Source organism: Peribacillus sp. TE19612 (assembly GCF_056279465.1).
This window is the reverse complement of sequence record NZ_JBWCCL010000003.1, coordinates 387,829-403,636: the sequence shown is the minus strand read 5'-3', so window position 1 is coordinate 403,636 and position 15,808 is coordinate 387,829. Positions and strand designations below refer to the sequence as shown.

Below are 15,808 nucleotides of genomic sequence, written 5' to 3'. Positions count from 1 at the left end.
GTTCCTGAATGACCTTCCCTTATCCAACAATGGCATGAGTTACTGCGGCTATTTACGAATGGAAACATATCAGTGTCCACCTCAGGAAACCGTTTTAAACGGCAACAGAAAAAAAACGCTGATCATTTCTGAACAGCGTTAGCGAGCTTCAATTAACGAATCTGCCTGTTTTCCCCTTAGATTCCCAGTAATCATTACGAAGATGGATTTTTTGTATTTTCCCCGATGCCGTTTTTGGAAGCTCATCGACGAACGACACACTGGTAACTGATTTGAAATGAGCTAATTTTTCCCGTGTGAAGGCCTTTATATCATCCTCCGTTAATTCCACGCCCATTTTTGGCACAATGAATGCATGCGGTGTCTCTCCCCACTTTTCATGCGGAACGGCAATGACTGCCGCTTCAAGAATGTCCAGATGTTCGTAGAGTATTCCTTCCACTTCTATGGAAGAGATATTTTCTCCGCCACTAATGATTATATCCTTTTTGCGGTCAACGATATCCACATTCCCGTTTTCATCGATTGTGGCCATATCCCCTGTATGCAGCCATCCATTTATCAGTGTCTGGCTGGTTGCTTCTTCATTTTTCCAATAACCTAACATCACTCCATGGCTGCGGACGATAAGCTCGCCGATATCCACGCCATCTTGGGCAACTTCCTCACCATTGTCATGGATAACCTTTACCTCACTGCCTATGATGGGATATCCGGCTTTCGCCTTCATTCTGTATTTTTCTTTTTCCGGAAGATCATCGAATTCAGAACGAATCAGCGATATCAGACTGACCGGTGTTGATTCAGTCATTCCGTAAATTTGAATGAATTCCCAGCCTAACTCTTTTTCCACCCTTGTAACGAATGCAGGAGGCGGAGCGGAACCCGCAACAACGATTCGGATATCCTGCTCGATTTTCGGAACATTCCGTTCATAATATTGGAACAGTGAATTCAGAACCGTCGGTGCCATATGCATGATGGAAATCTTATGCTTTTGCAGTGCATCAAATATCATTTCTGGGCTGGTTTTCCTCAAACAAACTTGAGTGGCACCATTTGCCGTATAATAAAATGGCGCCCCCCACCCATTCACGTGGAACATCGGCAGTACGTGCAAATATGTATCGCGGTCATTGACCCTGAAATGATGCATCGCACCCAGGGCATGTAAATAGTTGTTGCGGTGAGTCAGCATCACCCCTTTGGGATTTCCTGTGGTCCCGCTAGTATAAAGAAGGCTCGAAACATCATTTTCATCCACTGACTCCCGGTTAAAGCACTCGTTATCATAACGTTCCAGCCAATGGTTGTAATCGGTTTCATTTATCTCTTCATCTTTATAATGAACGATTATGTGCTCCACCGATTCAAGTTCGTCCTTGACAGAGGAAATAAGATGATACAATTCCTGATCTACGAAAAGGACCTTGGACTCGCTATGGTTCAAAATGAAAACATAATCTGCAGGCTTCAAACGGATATTCAAGGGAACGATTACTGCCCCAATTTGAAATACCCCATAAAAGCCTTCAAGCATTTCAATTGAGTTAGGTGCCAAATATGCCACCTTGTCACCCTTTTTGACACCAAGATCCCTTAAACCATTTGAAAGCTGGTTTACACGGCCATTCAGCTCTAAGTATGTTAAAACCTTGTCATCTCCAATGATGGCTTTCTTATCGCCATATAGTAAGGCTGCTCGATCTAAGAAATGCGATAATACTAATGGTACATTCATTTCCTCACCTCTAGTTTTATTTGAAAATTCTGAATTAGCATTATATTACCATATCTGTTTCCAACATTCCAACAATATCAGCCGTTGTTATATAACAATATATTAATAGGCAGATGAATCACATCAATCATGAGTCAACATACAATACATTGAAACTCCCTTCAGTGATAGGCTCATGGCCTGAAATCAAGGGAAAACAGAATAAAAAAAGGGTGATTTTCTTGCCGGCCATCGTAGGAATCGTTCAAGTCATCAACGTCGGTAGCAGTGGAATTGTCCATATTGGTGACGTCTTTAAAATTAGTCCCTATTCCACCTCAAAAACGTTTGCAGGTGCTGGCTCGTTTAATACGGGTGAATCCATATCCCTTTATAATGCCTATAGCACCACGAATACAAATGATACTGATGGTGTTGATCAGCCACTGGTCCTAAATCTCTAATGTTTTAAGAAAGGAGTCAGCATGATCTTCAATATTCACCAGACCATACAAATTAATATGATAAAAATTGAAAGCATCGCCAATTCATCCGTTTTTCAAATAGGTAGTGCAGGGGTGATTAAACCATATTCCACATTGGCCAATACCGGTGGATTCACTGAGCCTGCTCCCGAAATTGAAGCCGATGTAACCCCATTAGCCAGTTTCGTCCCATTTACATCCTCCTAGTTCATAGGCATTCACCTACATCCTACTTTTTCATATACTGTCTTATATGAAATCAACTTATTGTGAAGGTGGGTGTTGAATCGTGAATCAGGATCTCTATTCATATTCCATACAAATGCAGCGTTTTCTTGAAGCCCAGGATAAACGGATCATGAAACTTGAACACGAACTCAAACGCCTGACAGATGAAATTGCCGAGCTGAAAAATAAACCGCCAATCCATGTAGATAAAATTGAATATAAATTCGATCAGTTAAAAGTCGAATCTTTAGATGGAACATTGAATATCGGTTTAAATCCAACTGACCTTAACAACATTGATGAATTTGCCGTCAACAACCAACCCGTTCAACCTGCACCTAACCTATTTCCAGGAAGGGAAATCGTCGTCCAGGAAATTCACAATGATATACTTTCAGACTTGGAAAATATGATTCACGATGCGGAAACCCAGCTGAAAATATCCTTGGAAGCATCTTATCATGACTTCATTAAACAGGACGTCGAACGCCAGCTTCATCAACGCATCAATATGTATTTCGATAATCTTTCTTACGCGGAACGTGCACCGCAGCAACGGGATAATGTCAAGGAAAAGATCAGGGAGAAGGTGAAATCCGATATTCAAACTGCATTATTCCAATTCATTACCCATTCACAAGCCGAGACAGGAGGAAATGCAAATGGAGTTTAATGTAACCAATCACCAGCTTTGTGTAGGAGATATTAAAATTACCGGTGTAGCAAGCTCTGCTTTATTTCTCATAGGGGATGTACAAACGGTCCAACTATCCTCAGCATTCGATACCCCGCCGGAATCCCTTATCATAGGGCCATTCGTGCCGCTTTCTCCAGAAGGATAAAAAATATGTTTTCAAGAATATCAAAAGTAAAATCTATAGTATCAGACACGGTATCGTTCAGCTCCGCCATGCAAATCGGGGATACCTCATATATTGACGGGAATTCCCTGGCTTTAGCCGTTCAAAAGAAAAGTGAAACTTTCCACTCAGTCGATATTCATTTCGCAGACTATGACATTTTTAAGAAACCATTTTATATCCCAAGATTGAATGAACCAGTCATATCAAGTTTTTCAAATCCAAATCCCTTCATACGGGTCGGCAATATCAATATAATCGGGGTATCGGCCTCATCTGTGGTTGGTGTGGGGAACGTAGGCCATGCACGTATGGAATCAAGAGTGAAGCATATTCGGGAAGTGCCTAAAGAAAACGAAGAGACGCCAATCGAGGATTCAACCAACAACACTTAAACTTTTAAAGGAGGGGTTCATATGCCTGCCATTATCGGCCCGGTTCAAGTATTTAATGTCGCGCAAGGAAACCTGTTATTCGGTGATTGCGCCGTCATTTCCCCTAAGTCTTCCTCCAAATCGGTCTTCGGATCCGGCTCAGGGAACACAGCTGCAATCACTTTCACGGCCAATGGCCTGAATGGAAGCAATGTCCTTGATATCAATGGAGTTGACCAGCCCATTACAGGGAATAATTAGTCATAGAAAAAGCCTCCCATTTCCTGGGAGGCTTTTACATTCGGACTATTTTTCTAACATGTTAAATACTTGCTCAACATCTTTGTCTCCCCTGCCTGATAAATTAACGATCAGTATATCTTCCCTTGTTAACTCTTTAGCTAGCTTCATGGCGTGAGCCAGGGCATGTGAGCTTTCGAGAGCTGGAATGATTCCCTCTGTTTTGGATAATACCTGAAAAGCCTCCAGCGCTTCTTCCCCTTTTACCGTGACATACTCCGCTCGTCCGCTATCTTTCAAAAAACTATGCTCGGGTCCCACGCTTGGGTAATCCAAACCGGCGGCTATGGAAAATGTCGGTTTTGGTTCCCCTTGCTCATCCACTAACGTCAAACTTTTGAATCCGTGCAATACTGCCGGGACACCTTGCGAAATACTTGGGGCTTCAATTGGCTCTACACCAATTAAACGGACATTTTCTTCATCGAGATAATGAGCAAAAGCACCGATCGCATTACTTCCCCCTCCTGCACAAGCAATGATGGCAGTTGGCAGTTTCCCTTCCTTTTCAAGGATCTGGCGCTTCGATTCTTCACTTATGATTGATTGGAAATGCTTAACGATCGTTGGATATGGGTGTGGCCCCACTGCTGAACCAAGCAAGTAAAAAGTATTTTCATAGTTTTGCACCAAGTCATTCAATGCCTCATCAACAGCATCCTTCAATCGACCCTGTCCCTTTTCGACCGCTACGACTTTTGCCCCCAGCAATTCCATTCGAAAGACATTCAATGCCTGCCTCTCCGTATCCAGCTTCCCCATATAGATCACACACTCCATGCCAAACATCGCACATGCTGTCGCAGTCGCCACACCATGCTGTCCTGCTCCTGTTTCTGCGATGATGCGTTTAGCACCCCTTCGTTTAGCGAGCAGGATTTGTCCGATCGCATTATTAATTTTATGAGCACCTGTATGATTCAGATCTTCACGCTTCAAGTATATTTTTGCCCCGCCAACCTTTTCCGTTAAATTCTTTGCAAGTGTTAACGGGTTTTCGCGTCCGACATATTCTTTCAGATAATATCGGAACTCCTCAATGAATTCCGGGTCATCCTTATATTTCAGGAATTCCGTTTCTAAAATATCCATAACTTCCTGAAGTTCACCCGGTATAAAGCTTCCACCGAACTCACCAAAGTATCCCTTGCTCTTGATCTCACTCGTCATACTCTTCTCTACTCCTTTAAAAAGGTATTTTTCTCCACTAGTATATAGTAAGCATTTACACTTTTTCAAACTATTCTGTTTATTCAACCAAAAAGAAGCGTCCCACATCAATGGGACACTCCTTCTCTCTTATACTTCCAATAAATGCGAGCCGTCAAAGAAAAACAAGTAACGGCCGGTTACCTTCTTATTCATTATCCCTTCAACAGCCCTCGTATAAAGCTGAAGCTGCATCTGGTATCGATCGGCAAGAATCCCTTTAGCCCCTTCGTACCCGTTTGCAAAACGGCCGGTGATCGTATCCGTTTTATAGTCGAGAAGCACAAGACCTTGTTCATCCTCAAAGATACAATCAATCACACCTTGGATAAGGACTTCTTCATCTCCAGCTGTCCAATCGCTGTAAGCTTCCTTTGCAGGCAGCGACATCGTAAATGGCACTTCACGGCGAATGCTTTTGGCCCTCTGCATTCTTTGCCCGATTTCACTATCGAAGAAATCGACGATCGTCTCCGGATCCACAGCTTCTTTCTGTTCCTCCGTCAACAGCTCACGTTGAATCAGATCAATGATCAGTTGCTGAATCGATTGAATGGTAATCTCTTTAGATAGATCAATATGCTGCATGACTAAATGTGTAATCGTACCCCTTTCGGCAGGAGTCAGTGACTTTTCTTGCATGAAAGTCGGCCGCTTCGTGATAGGCCGCTTAAATCTACGCAACAGCTCTGTGGAGCTTTGTTCGTCCTTGAGTTCATATTGACGTTTTAATTCAGAAACGGATTGCTTGGAACGAAACACCGTCGCCTCATGCTCGGGGTACTCCCATTCCAGCTGTTCCTTGATATCATCATAAAACTCGGAAACGATGCCGACCTTCTCCGATTTCTGGACATGTTCAAGCATTTGCTCTTGAGCCAGTGCCTCTTCCTCATCCAGAACAGCAAGCTCTTCACTCGGAATGACGGAAATGGACCAATTCGATGGATGCGACTCCATTTCCAAGCCAAGACCTGCAGCACCAAGAGAATCCCGATGTCGGACAAGGGATGGACCAATCCAATCAAGATAACTTTTTGCACCTGCCCGTACATAGTCCTTCAATAGCCAATCTCCATGTGCCGCATTACTTTCCCAGTTCTGCTGCGTTTTTTCTGCATCATTGATACTGGCAATCAAATAAAGCTTTTCCTTAGCCCTTGTTAGCGCCACGTAGAGGACACGCATCTCCTCGGCAATTAATTCAAGCTGCTTTTTTTTCTTAAAAGCCAATTGAGGGAGGGATGGATAAGTTATCCGTAATTCGGAATTCACATACTTTGCCGCAAAGCCATAATCTTTATCCAGTAAATAGGACTTTCGTAAATCCATCATATTGAATTGCTTGGAAAGACCGGCAATGAACACGATCGGGAACTCAAGCCCCTTTGACGAGTGAATCGTCATCAGCCGGACTACATCTTCCTGTTCCCCTAAAGCCCGAGCTGCCCCTAAATCATCTCCACGTTCTTGCATCCTTTCTATAAACCGCAAGAAACGGAACAGACCGCGGAAAGAACTTGCTTCATATTGCCTTGCCCTGTCATACAGCGCTCGTAAATTGGCCTGACGCTGTTTCCCACCCGGCATCCCACCTGCAAAATCATAAAACTGCGTTTCGCGGTATAGGAGCCAGATCAGATCTGATAATGCCTCCTGCCTGGCAATCTTCCGCCACTTCACTAGATTTTTATAAAATGCAGAGGCTTTTTCATAAAGCCCCGGATGTTCCTCAGGGTCACTCTTTCTGTAAAAATCAGCTAGTGCTTCGTAATAGCTTCCTGTATGGAATAAACGCACCTTTGACATCTCTTCTTCATCCAACCCGACGATAGGTGAACGGAGAACGGAAGCCAATGGGATATCCTGTTGCGGATTATCAATCACCTTCAATAAGGAAATCATGATGGCCACTTCGGTCGCTTCAAAATACCCTGTGGACAAATTGGCATAGACTGGAATTCCCTGCTTTTTAAATTCCTCCATGATTTGCGGTGCCCATGGCATCGAACGAAGTAGAATGACCATGTCCCGATAAGTGGCAGATCGGTACCTTTTGGTTTTCGTATCATATATCCGATGCTTTTCGCTTATAGCCTTTTTAATGAGCTTGGCCATCTGCCTTGCTTCGAGCTGCGCTTTTTCAAGCTCCTCGGCCTCAAATCCGCCATCATACCCTTCCACTTCCAAATGAGCTTCAGGATCGGCTGCTCCATCAATTAAATGAAGTTCGATCGGGTTTGGATCGTCTTCGGGATATGGGGCACCTTTTTTCAATTGGGCATCTTCATCATAATCAATCTCACCGACTGTAATACCCATCAACTGTTGAAACAAGAAATTGGTCCCATCAAGAACTTCCTTTCGGCTCCGGAAATTGCGGTTTAAATCAATTTTCAGTCCGGAATCAACACCGTCATGGGTAAATCGTGTGTATTTTCCAAGGAAGAGATTCGGTTCTGCAAGCCTGAACCGGTAAATGGACTGCTTGACATCGCCTACCATGAAAAGATTCCCATCATATTCTCCATCAGCCGTCACCAGTTTTAAGATCGATTCCTGAACCAGGTTCGTGTCCTGGTATTCATCCACTAGTACCTCTTTGAACTGGTTCCTGTATTCGATGGCTGCCGCTGAAGGTTTTCGTTCACCATCCACCGTTTCCCCTGTCAAAATTTGAAGACAATAATGTTCCAAATCGGCGAAATCCACCAAGTTCTTTTCTGCTTTTGCAGCAAAGAATCTTTCGTCAAACCGTTTAACAAGCATTACAAGTGTATCGACATAACCCTTAAGCTCCCTTATATCCCGCAGGTAGCTTTCCGGTTTCCGGGAAAATAACTCTTCCTGTAACGATTTGATGATCTTCTTGGCCTTATCCCGGTACTTGGTAGCCTCATCAGCAACTTCCTTGATAAAATCTGCACCGGTAAGGCGTTTTGCCGTCCCGAATTTCACGTTTTGGATTTCCTCATAAAGTGCATTCCAGGATTGGTCCTTCACTTCCGAAAGTTTAACAACCAGTGCAAGATCGGCTATATAGTTCTCAGCCCTTGGAGCCGGCCCCCCAGGGGTTTTTGTCAACGCAAGCGAGCGTTCCAATAAATCCCTGGCCGTTTCCAATTGTAAACCAATATCGAACTTCAATGAATCGATAAACGAAAGATCATCAATCCCATCATCATCTGCCAGCTCATACATGCTGGCGGCACCATCGAGCCATCGGTCCGGGTTTGGATTCGATTGCGAAAAATCATGCAGCGACCGAACGATATTCTGAAGTGCATCATCATTTCGATCGCTTGTGAAAGCATCGACCAAATTAAAGAACTCTTCGTTATCACTTTGGCCATACTGCTCCTCGAAAAGCTCTTCCATCACTTCATCACGGAGCAGCTGAATCTCCGTTGAATCTGCAATCCGGAAGCCAGGGTCGATATCCGTAAGATAATAATACTTCCTGATCACCTCTAGACAAAACGAATGGAGTGTGGAAATCGAAGCACGATTAATCAAGCTCAACTGCTTACGTAAATGCTGTGAATGCGGATTATCATTGATCGCTTTTTCTAATGCCTCACTTACCCGATGGCGCATTTCGGCAGCCGAGGCATTGGTGAATGTAACCACGAGCAGTTCATCAACATCGATTGGATCTTCTTCTGAAATGACTTTTTGAATGATCCGATTGACCAGTACCGCTGTTTTCCCTGAACCCGCAGCGGCCGCAACCAGGATGTCCTGATCTTTAGCCCATATTGCCTTCCATTGATCTTCCGTCCAAGTCACGTCTCCTGGCAGAGCAGGAATTTTCGTTTTACTCATCGCTCTCCCCCTCTCCCCTTAATAGCTCAAGAACGTCATTTTGTTTCTTCTGTGCCAAATTCCTGAATTGGTTCTCCTCCAGTGACTGGTCGAATTGGCATACAGATTTAAAGGAACAGAAGGTACACGGCGTTTTTTCCTTTAATTTGTATGGAGTAATATCCACATCACCATCGACCATTCGATCACCAGCTTCCTGATAAATACGGCGCACATGATGATTCAGAAGCGAAAACTCTTCCCTGCTGGCAACTTTGGAAGCCGCCAGGAGCGATCCGTCCTTTTTAAATCCAGCTGGAATGATATCCGACTTACCCGAATTTTCAATATCAAGCGAGGTATCCATCAACTGAATGACATTTGAATGGTCCAGTACAAGTCCATTCATTTTAAAGCTTTTATAAATTTCTTCTTCAATTTTATCCAAACTGAGCATACCCTTTGATTTGACAACGGGATTATGCACATGAAAATACAAAACTCCGGCTGGAATCGCTTCTTTTCCAATCAGCGACTTGGAATGGGTGACGACGATATCTAGGTATGTCAACATTTGCAGCGCGAGTCCATAATATACTTCACTCATGTTCAGTTCCTTTTCACTCGACTTATAATCGAGCACACGCAAATAGACACCCTCATCTTCTTCCGCTTTATCCACTCGGTCGATCCGCCCGATCAATTCCATCTTCGTACCGTTTTTCAATGTGAAAGAAAGTGGCGGCAGCTCGCCATTTTTTCCGAATCCAAGTTCTAATCCGATCGGAGCAAAACCGCTCGCCTTTGCATGTTCACTTAATACGATCGAGGCACGTCCAATCACGTTTTCGAGTTTCCTGCGTAAATAGTGATGGCGGTTCGTACTTAACAAAATCTGATTTTGGAGTTTAGGAGCAAGTCTCTCCACAGCAATTCTGGCCAGCTCCAAGCATTGTTCCGGGGTCAATGTAGACCAAGGAATATCATGTTCCTTCAAGTAATCGGAAATCATTTTCAACGCTCCATGGAACATCTCGCCTATATCCGGGGCATCCAAACGGAAAATCTGCCTTTCCCTCAATTTCAAGCCATGAGCCGCATAATGGGAAAACGGGCAGCTATTGAACATTTCCATCCTGGATACACTCGTAAGAATGCTCTCACCGTATAATTGCTTACTTGTTTCCTCAGTTAATTTCTTTGTCCTATTTTGATAAAAAAGGCTCGATAAAACCTTAGTTGCTGAAGGACCGGCCATTTCATCATCAATAATGGCATTATATACATCCCACCATAGTGAATGGATTGGATAGTTCCTTTTCTTCAGCTGCAATTGGGCAGCCAGGTACGAAAGGGCCACATCATGATTCGCTGCATATTTCACCTGTTCCTCTGCAGACAGATCGGACGGATCGTTCATATAATACACATCGGAAACGTTAGGCAATACGTCCCTTACCCGTTTCAAATAGGATGAAGGTAAAAGCGCCTTCCCTTCCTCATCGGCAAGCGGATATGATAAATAAAGGGCCTCGGCAGGCGTAGTGAATGCTTTGTACGCTGTGAACTCCTCATCCAGCAGGCGCACTTTCGAACTTGGGGCAACATCAAGTCCACCAGCCAGCAGCACATCACGATCACTATCTGAAAATATCCCGTCAGATACAGCTTTTCCCGGCAGAACCCCTTCGTTCAAACCGATAACAAAAGCTGTCTTCACATCATCCAGGCGGGATAAATCTAGATTAGCGACTAATACTTGGTCAATTGCCGGCGGTACCAAAGAAAATTCAAGAGACTCCAGACCAGCTTCAATGATTACCGCAAACTGTTTCATGGAAAGCTCTTCCCCGCTCAGTAGTTCAACGAATTGGTCCAATAGGTCGACAACCGCATTCCATGTTTGCTCATGCTCTCTTGCCGATACCAAATCACCTGCTTCTTCTGCCTCCAGTTTCAGCTTTTCCAATTTTTCCGGTATATGCAATTCTTCAAGATATAGATAAAGGGCTTCACACAATTCCCTGCCATTAGCAGCCTTTTTAGCCCGTTTTGATAGCTTCAAGATGGGCTCGGTAAATAATTGCTTCATTTCATTCAACTCTTGCTCAAGCATCATTTCCTTATCCGTTTGGTTCCGGTCCTCGAGTTCCAGACCGCGGAATCGCCGGTAGGTCCAACGATCTTTGGACGTCCACCCGCTTCCTTTAATGCCGCGTGCCAGCACATAGTTTTCCAGCTTATCTACCTGTTCACGCATCCGATCGTGGTTTTTTTGCAGCGGAAATAGAAGCTCCGTCTTGATTGCACGAAATACCGGTTCATAACGCCAATAGCCATTGATGATCTCCAAAGTCGAACGAATCAGTTCAATCAGAGGATGATTCAGCATCGTCCGTTTGGAATCGACGAACAAGGGAATTTGATAATCCCGAAAAACGGTTTGTAAAATATCTGCGTATGCTTCCCCGTTACGGACTAAAATCGCAATATCACGGAAACGGTGCTGTTTCTGTCTGACCAGCGACAAGATATCCCGGGCAACTCCTTCAATTTCAGCTCTGCGGTTAACTGCCTGGGCGATCGTTACATCAGGTGACTGCTCAAACGTTCTTGCAGGACGAATGGAAAAATAAGTTTCCAGATGATTCAGCCCCGGACTCTTTCCAAACCTTTTCGATCTTTTTAAGATTCGATCTTCTGAAATCGGTATGCCATTCCTCAATCCAGCCTGATATAGGTGATGATAAAGGTTTCCCGTTTGCCTGAACAATTGCAAATCATCCGGAGCATATTGCCTGTAGGGCTGATCTAACGTCAGCGAGATCGTTACACTCCTGCACAGCTTCATCATTTCTTCAACAATCAATAATTCCTGTGGAGTCAAGCTATAAAAACCATCGATATATATATCCGCATTCCTTATATATGAAGACTCTGACATTTTTTCGATCAGCAAAGTGAAATAATCTTCGGAGTCTAAATATTTATTGACCATTTCATCCTCAAAAGCCTGATAGACCAATTCAAGATCATGCAGTTTATCCTGAATGCCGCTGCCGGCCTGTGAGGTTTCAGCCAAATAGTTTTGAATGTCATCAGGTTGGATGCAATACTGCTTGAACTCAGCCAGCATTAGCTCCATCTGTGCAATGAACCCCTGCTTATCAGCAGATCGACTGAACATCTTTAACTCTTCCTTTTTATCATCCATGATCTTCCGTATCAGCATATTAACGCCAACACTGTCCAGATGCAGCCGGCTCATTCCCCCGGTTTCCTGAAGAACGCGCCAAGCAAGCCTGCTAAAACTGAAAACCTGTGTCCGGATCATTCCGGCAAGGCCTGGTGTTTTAATTAATTTATATTCAGATAGAAACGTCATCTGATCAGGAACGAGGTAGATAATTGGATTTCCTTCGGGATCTTCTGCCAATTTAGAGCGGATTTCGTCCAATATATTCGAAGTTTTCCCTGTACCCGATCTTCCCAGTAAAAAACGGAGTGACATCTCTTTTCCCCCTTACAACATAATATCTAGATCCATCATACCAGAAATACTTTCGTCTTTATGACTAGGTTTCTGTTTCCCATTAGATTTACCTTCTATTATTTTACCGTTTCCCTAAAAAAAACACCAACCGTACGTTCGCGTTTTCCCCAAAAGAAAAAGCCCGCATCATACTCGGGCTTCACAATCACTCACCTGTAAACTTAAAATTGAAATCATTGACCGGCCAATATCGAACATCCACTTTACCGACAACATTTTCTACCGGTATATAACCAAAGTGACGGCTGTCAGCACTTTCAAGACGATTATCGCCCATGACAAAAAGCTTGCCCTCCGGAACTTTGGTCACATCCGTCAATTCTTTTAATGTAAAATCACCTGTAAAATCCTGTCCTGGGAAACCTTCCTTGAATTTCTCAAGATAAGGCTCATCCACTTTCTCACCATTTACGTATAGCCAATCATCTTTATAACGAATACGGTCACCTGCAACCCCTATAACCCGCTTAACATAATCTTCTTGTGAATTCGCATGAAAAACAATAATGTCAAAACGGTTGATATCATGAATCTGGTAATTGATTTTATTCACGACAAGTTTATTTCCATCTTCAAGGGTCGGCTGCATCGACTTTCCTTCAACATCATAGCTTGAAAAGAGAAATGTACGGATTAAGATGTAAATAACAAAAGCTATCATCGCTGGTTTTATCCAATCGGATAAAGAATTCTTGTTTGTTTTTTCCATCTAGTTCAACCCCTACTGCATTTATATATTAATTTATTGCCCTTCTTCTCTCTTCATGCTTTTATTTAACCGGACTTCCAGTCTTTTCCCCACATACCATAGGATAAAGATGACGATTCCGATAATGATCGTTCGCACAGGTTTATGAATCAATGATACTAAATCGTAACCTACGAAACTGATCGTAAAAATCATCACCGCCTTCCCTCCAACTACTGCAAGTCCATATTGCAGGGTACTGACTTTTGATAGCCCTGCCACGATATTAACGATAGCCGAAGGTGTAAAAGGGAAGCAGAGCAATATGAACAAAGGACCGAATCCATGGCTCTCAACCCAAACCATCAACCTCTGCACCTGTTTATGCTTTTGCAAAAATCGGAAAAACCTCATTTGACCATATCTTCTAATAATCCAAAAGATCAAAAAGGACCCCGCCACCGCACCAATCCAAGAAAATAAAAACCCCCACCAGAGACCAAATGCCGTTGCATTGGCAAGCACGAACACCACTAAGGGCAGAAAAGGCAAAAAAGCTTCCAGCATCGGCAGTAAGATCCCGGGAATTGGACCGAATGAGCGATATTGCTGAATAAGTGCCGATATATGATCAAGTGTAAACCACTCACGTATAGTATCCAAATCCATAATTATCTCCCTCGACATGCTGCCATCAAAGCAGCATAAACTTATTAAAAACCGTTTATTTTAGATATATCACTTTCCCCCGAAATTGCAAGAATTATTATCCATATATCTTCATACTTTCCCTATCTCCGGAAAACATAATCTTGTTAACGAATATTTCTAGATTTATCAAAACTGCTTGCATAACCACTGAAAATACATTAGGATAAAAACGGAACAAATGTTCTTATTTTTACGTAAGATACATATTAGTATTAAAAACGCGCTATTTAGAAAGGGGCGGTCATGATGACCCGCATTCCAGAAGGTGACCGAAATATGATTGAAAAAGCCATCTACCTCCCTATGGTTATTACAGTCTTAAACCGGGATCTCAAGGTCATCGAAATTAGTCCGTTTAAATTAAAAAGGCCCTATTCGGAGCTAGTCGAACATATTTTAAAAGTGGTTCAAGACGAGCTTGCCGAGGTACGGCGCTATTTGCGCAAAGAGAATATTAAGGTTAGTGAAATCAAACGCGATGAAACCTTCACGATGTATTGTTTTTTATATAAAGGATACGAGGAACATCATAATTATTTCAATCCCCGCCTTCGCAACAAAACCGAAGACTTGTTATGTTATTACTTTTTCGAAAAAAAAACCTCAAGGGATTAACAGGTTACAAGGGAGCCTTCCGGAAGGATACAAATTCCCTTGGACGTAAAAAGGATGACCATAAAAAAGCACCGCATCTTTCCTGGCATAAAGGTAAGGGAGTCTTTCATGATCAAGATCGATTCCATAACATCTTAATTTAATTGGCTAGTTCAAACCATGGATTCATCTCCGTGAAAGATTACTTTCGATCAAGGCATAACCTATGTAATCAAGTGCATACTGAATATCCTAACAATTTTAGTTTTAAGATTCCTTAAATGAAAGTTAATTACATGCTCCATGACAAAGGTTGGAGTGGCACCCGTTATGATCGACTCATCATATTGAAGAAAAGGATAGGAAAACAGTCAGCTTCGACAAATCGATGTAAAAGTAACCAATATCATGATCCGCCGCAGAATGTAACACGTATCCCATGATTTGCCCTGATCGATTGCCATCAACCAATCCCTGCATCGAATGAATGGAAATTCCTTTAGGACGATGGGACGCTTAAAAAGCCCATGCTATTGGATCAAGCTCTATCATGTCGGATGAAATGTCTGCCATGGATTTCAGATTTCAGATAGATCTTCTTCTGAAAATACCTTTTACATTTAACTGCGTTACTTCAAGTTCCCTAGTTATGGCATCCTTCATTAAAAGTTTGCTGTATGCATAGCATCGCCTTCGTTCTTGATGATTAAACGGCAGAATGTCAAAGCTGCCTGGTATGGGATACTATCCTCTTCCCTATTATAGGAACCGAGGACTGCCATAGCCGCTTCTCCTCTTCTTGTTACACAAGCCGTTTGCACTTACTGCTTACTGAATTAAGGCAACAGTTTCGACGAAAATGTCCTTAACGATTAAAAGGCTGGCCCGTTTGTTCATTATTAAGCGACATTTTAATTTCCATTCATCTATTATAACTATACGTCTAAACTATCATTTTAGTGTCAGTACAACGTTATTGAGAAAGATGTTAATTGCATATCCATACCTAGTATTATCTACTAGTAACAACCTCTTTATATTAAATGTATAAAGCAAAAAGAACTTCCAGAAAAACAAAACCATTTGTGAAATACTGAACAAAAGATACATCATCGGTGTCTATTATATTATGTATTAAGGAGTCAATCATTAAGGAAACTTATACTTATACTCATCCCTAATTTCTTATGATAACCATGCAATATTTTATTTGCATGGTTTAATTTGTAGCCAAAAGGGTTCCTATCTAAATTTTAAAACAAAGTTGGTTGGAACGAAAGGT

Annotated in this window: 13 protein-coding genes; 7 read left to right on the top strand and 6 right to left on the bottom strand. The window is 42.6% G+C overall.

The features are described 5' to 3' along the window. Window positions 1–148: 148 nt before the first annotated feature. Window positions 149–1,741 carry a long-chain-fatty-acid--CoA ligase gene (locus ACZ9AO_RS07890; RefSeq protein WP_476108812.1) on the bottom strand — a complete coding sequence of 531 codons (1,593 nt, stop codon included), beginning with the start codon at window positions 1,739–1,741 and terminating at the stop codon, window positions 149–151. 221 nt (window positions 1,742–1,962) lie between these two features. On the opposite strand from ACZ9AO_RS07890, the gene ACZ9AO_RS07885 reads away from it, so the two are divergent. The 6 genes from ACZ9AO_RS07885 (at window position 1,963) to ACZ9AO_RS07860 (ending at window position 3,928) form a co-directional block, all read left to right on the top strand. Then, a complete protein-coding gene (locus ACZ9AO_RS07885; protein WP_034315507.1) occupies window positions 1,963–2,184 on the top strand; it encodes a spore germination protein in 222 nt (73 codons plus the stop codon). 21 nt (window positions 2,185–2,205) lie between these two features. Further along, a complete protein-coding gene (locus tag ACZ9AO_RS07880) occupies window positions 2,206–2,412 on the top strand; it encodes a spore germination protein GerPB (RefSeq protein WP_251538621.1) in 207 nt (68 codons plus the stop codon). Window positions 2,413–2,494: 82 nt separating this feature from the next. After that, a complete protein-coding gene (gene gerPC, locus ACZ9AO_RS07875; RefSeq protein WP_476108811.1) occupies window positions 2,495–3,106 on the top strand; it encodes a spore germination protein GerPC in 612 nt (203 codons plus the stop codon). Beyond that, window positions 3,096–3,275, top strand: coding sequence for a hypothetical protein (locus ACZ9AO_RS07870; protein ID WP_034314611.1), 180 nt, complete (start codon window positions 3,096–3,098; stop codon window positions 3,273–3,275). The genes gerPC and ACZ9AO_RS07870 overlap by 11 nt, the downstream gene beginning before the upstream one ends. Window positions 3,276–3,280: 5 nt before the next feature. Beyond that, window positions 3,281–3,688 carry a spore germination protein GerPE gene (locus ACZ9AO_RS07865; RefSeq protein ID WP_251538617.1) on the top strand — a complete coding sequence of 136 codons (408 nt, stop codon included), beginning with the start codon at window positions 3,281–3,283 and terminating at the stop codon, window positions 3,686–3,688. A 21-nt stretch (window positions 3,689–3,709) separates the two neighbouring features. After that, the gene (locus tag ACZ9AO_RS07860; RefSeq protein WP_063596493.1) at window positions 3,710–3,928 is read left to right on the top strand and encodes a spore germination protein; all 219 of its coding nucleotides are present in this window, start codon (window positions 3,710–3,712) and stop codon (window positions 3,926–3,928) included. 45 nt (window positions 3,929–3,973) lie between these two features. Here ACZ9AO_RS07860 and trpB read toward each other — a convergent pair whose 3' ends face one another. The 5 genes from trpB to ACZ9AO_RS07835 all read right to left on the bottom strand — a co-directional run bounded on the left by trpB (window position 3,974) and on the right by ACZ9AO_RS07835 (window position 13,890). Beyond that, on the bottom strand, window positions 3,974–5,137 hold the full coding sequence (gene trpB, locus ACZ9AO_RS07855) for a tryptophan synthase subunit beta (RefSeq protein WP_048680038.1): 1,164 nt from the start codon (window positions 5,135–5,137) through the stop codon (window positions 3,974–3,976). A 129-nt stretch (window positions 5,138–5,266) separates the two neighbouring features. Continuing rightward, the gene (addA, locus tag ACZ9AO_RS07850; RefSeq protein WP_476108810.1) at window positions 5,267–9,001 is read right to left on the bottom strand and encodes a helicase-exonuclease AddAB subunit AddA; all 3,735 of its coding nucleotides are present in this window, start codon (window positions 8,999–9,001) and stop codon (window positions 5,267–5,269) included. Continuing rightward, window positions 8,994–12,491, bottom strand: a complete 3,498-nt coding sequence (gene addB, locus ACZ9AO_RS07845) for a helicase-exonuclease AddAB subunit AddB (protein WP_476108809.1) — start codon at window positions 12,489–12,491, stop codon at window positions 8,994–8,996. Before addB ends, addA begins: the two co-directional genes overlap by 8 nt. 187 nt (window positions 12,492–12,678) lie before the next feature. After that, window positions 12,679–13,242: a signal peptidase I gene (lepB, locus tag ACZ9AO_RS07840; protein WP_048680048.1), complete on the bottom strand. Its 564-nt coding sequence runs from the start codon at window positions 13,240–13,242 to the stop codon at window positions 12,679–12,681. Window positions 13,243–13,275: 33 nt separating this feature from the next. Then, on the bottom strand, window positions 13,276–13,890 hold the full coding sequence (locus ACZ9AO_RS07835) for a TVP38/TMEM64 family protein (RefSeq protein ID WP_048680052.1): 615 nt from the start codon (window positions 13,888–13,890) through the stop codon (window positions 13,276–13,278). Window positions 13,891–14,178: 288 nt separating this feature from the next. Here ACZ9AO_RS07835 and ACZ9AO_RS07830 point away from each other — a divergent pair, with 288 nt between their 5' ends. Beyond that, window positions 14,179–14,547 carry a YhjD family protein gene (locus tag ACZ9AO_RS07830; protein WP_476108808.1) on the top strand — a complete coding sequence of 123 codons (369 nt, stop codon included), beginning with the start codon at window positions 14,179–14,181 and terminating at the stop codon, window positions 14,545–14,547. The last annotated feature ends 1,261 nt before the right edge of the window (window positions 14,548–15,808 follow it).